4 protein-coding genes are annotated in these 1,982 nt (G+C 71.4%); all 4 read right to left on the reverse strand.

Going from position 1 to position 1,982, the window contains the following annotated elements; translation table 11 throughout:
- Positions 1 to 254, reverse strand: a 254-nt coding sequence (locus tag PHA29_RS10450; protein ID WP_270849576.1) for a hypothetical protein, incomplete at its 3' end; no start/stop codon positions are given.
- Positions 251 to 664, reverse strand: a complete 414-nt coding sequence (locus PHA29_RS10455; RefSeq protein ID WP_270405867.1) for an FHA domain-containing protein — start codon at positions 662 to 664, stop codon at positions 251 to 253. The genes PHA29_RS10450 and PHA29_RS10455, both read right to left, overlap by 4 nt.
- A 7-nt stretch (positions 665 to 671) precedes the next feature.
- Positions 672 to 1,631 (reverse strand): FhaA domain-containing protein, encoded by a 960-nt coding sequence (locus PHA29_RS10460; protein WP_270849578.1) that lies wholly within the window; start codon positions 1,629 to 1,631, stop codon positions 672 to 674.
- On the reverse strand, positions 1,628 to 1,982 hold a 355-nt coding region (locus PHA29_RS10465; RefSeq protein ID WP_270849579.1), incomplete at its 5' end, for a hypothetical protein. The genes PHA29_RS10460 and PHA29_RS10465, both read right to left, overlap by 4 nt.

Here is a 1,982-nt window from a genome sequence, read left to right on the forward strand (position 1 = left end):
CCCTCATCCGGGTCGGCGGTCGGCTCGGCGAGGTGCGCGGCGGCAGCGATGGGGTCGGGCGCGGGAGCGCTCGCGGCGAAGTGCGCCGCCTCGAGCGGCGCGTCCGCCCCGTCCGCGCCGGCGCGATCGGAGGGCGCCGCGTCGCGCGGCTCGAACTCCATCACGGGCTGCGGGGAGAGCTCCGATATCGACGCCTCGTCGCGCATCCCCCGGCCGTCCCGGCCCTGCGGGAAGATCCGCTCCTCGTCCGTCATCGGCGGTTCACTTTCATCACGACGTCACCGATCTGCACCTCGTCGCCCTCGCGCAGGGTGGCCGGCTCGGCGAGCGGGCGGCCGTTGACGAGCGTGCCGTTCAGCGAGTTCAGGTCCTCGATCACGAGCGCGGGCCCCTGCAGGGAGAAGCGCGCGTGGGAGGCCGAGACGAACGGCTCGTTGATGCAGATGTCGGAGCTGGGGGAGCGGCCCACGATGACCGGCCCCAGCATGTCCACATGGATGCCGCGGATGCCGCGCGGGCCCTTGTCGACGTCGATCGTCCAGATCGCCGAGTCGCGGCGCTGGCCGCGCACGAGCCCCACGCCGGTCTTCATGACGGCGAACAGGAAGATGTAGAGCAGGACGACCAGGACGATGCGCCCGGCGTACAGGATGAGGTCGATCATGAGCGCATCAGCCCCTGAACTCGAAGGTGGAAAGGCCGAAGGTCAGCAGGTCGCCGTTGCGCAGCGGGCAGCGGGTGATCCTGCGGTTGTTGACGAGGGTCCCGTTGGTGGAGTTCAGGTCCTCGATGGACCAGTCGCTGCCGGTGTACATGAGCTCGGCATGGCGGCGGCTCACGTTGGGGTCGCGCAGCACCACGTCGGCAGCGGCGCGCTCGCGCCCCACGATGCAGCGGGAGGAGGCGATCTGCAGCGTGTCGCCGGTGACCACGTCCACGAGCTGGGCGAGCGGGGCCGCCGGGCGCGGCTGGCGGACGGCGGAGGCGGGGACGCCCGCCGAGGCGCCGGTCGCCGCGGCGCCGCCCATGCCCGCCATCGCCGCGAGCGTGACCGTCTTGGGCACGGGCACGGGGGCTGCCGCCGGGTCGGGGACCGCGGAGAACGGGTCGGGGGCGGAGAGCGGGTCGATCGGCGCGAACGGGTCGGGCGCGACGTCGGCCGCGGCCCGCTGGGCCTCGGCGCGGCCGGGCGCCGGGCGCGGGCTCACCACGTTCATCTGGCCGGACAGGCCCTTCTGATAGGCGCGCTCCTCCTCGTACAGGCGCCCGAGGGTGGGGGCGTCGACGTTCTCGGCGAACACGGAGAACTTGCCCGCCTTGAGCGAGGGGTCGATCATGAAGCGCACGAGCGGCTCGCCCACGAAGGCGTAGCTCTTCTTCTCGGCGTTGTTCTTCACGAACTCGCTCACCTCGCGCGTGAGCTGCGGGTAGTAGGGCGCCATGAGCGGGTCGTCGTCGTTGGCGATGAGGATGGTGTACAGAGCGGGTGCCGTGTTGACGCCGTTCACCACGAGCGTCTGGTCTTCCATCTCACGAGCCGCCTGCTTGGCGAGCTTCTTAAAGGAGAACGGGGCGCGCGCGGCGCCGAAGATGCCCGCCACGTGGTCCTCGAAGGCACTCAGGAAGTTCACGAACAATCACTCTCCGGTCGTTCTTTGCGGTAGCCGAACAGATAGACATAGATGCAAGCGATTATAGAGGATGCCGCGCCCGCGCCCGCCACCATAGCGGCCTGCAGGGGCGTCGAGCTGGCAATTTCCATAGGGTGTGCAAGACAGGCCACGGCGATGCCGCAGGCGAGCGGGACGAGGTAGGCGAGCAGGTAGGCGCCCGTGCCGCGCCCGTCGAGGCAGCGGTTCCAGGCCCAGGCGAGCGCGGCGGACAGGCCCGCCGACGCCAGCGCGGAGCCCGCGGCGGCGACCCAGAGGGAGGGGTCGGCCAGCGCGGACGCCGCCAGCCCGACGTCGAGCCGGCCGCCCGCC

Source organism: Candidatus Collinsella stercoripullorum, assembly GCF_027669965.1.
GTDB classification, from domain to species: domain Bacteria; phylum Actinomycetota; class Coriobacteriia; order Coriobacteriales; family Coriobacteriaceae; genus Collinsella; species Collinsella stercoripullorum.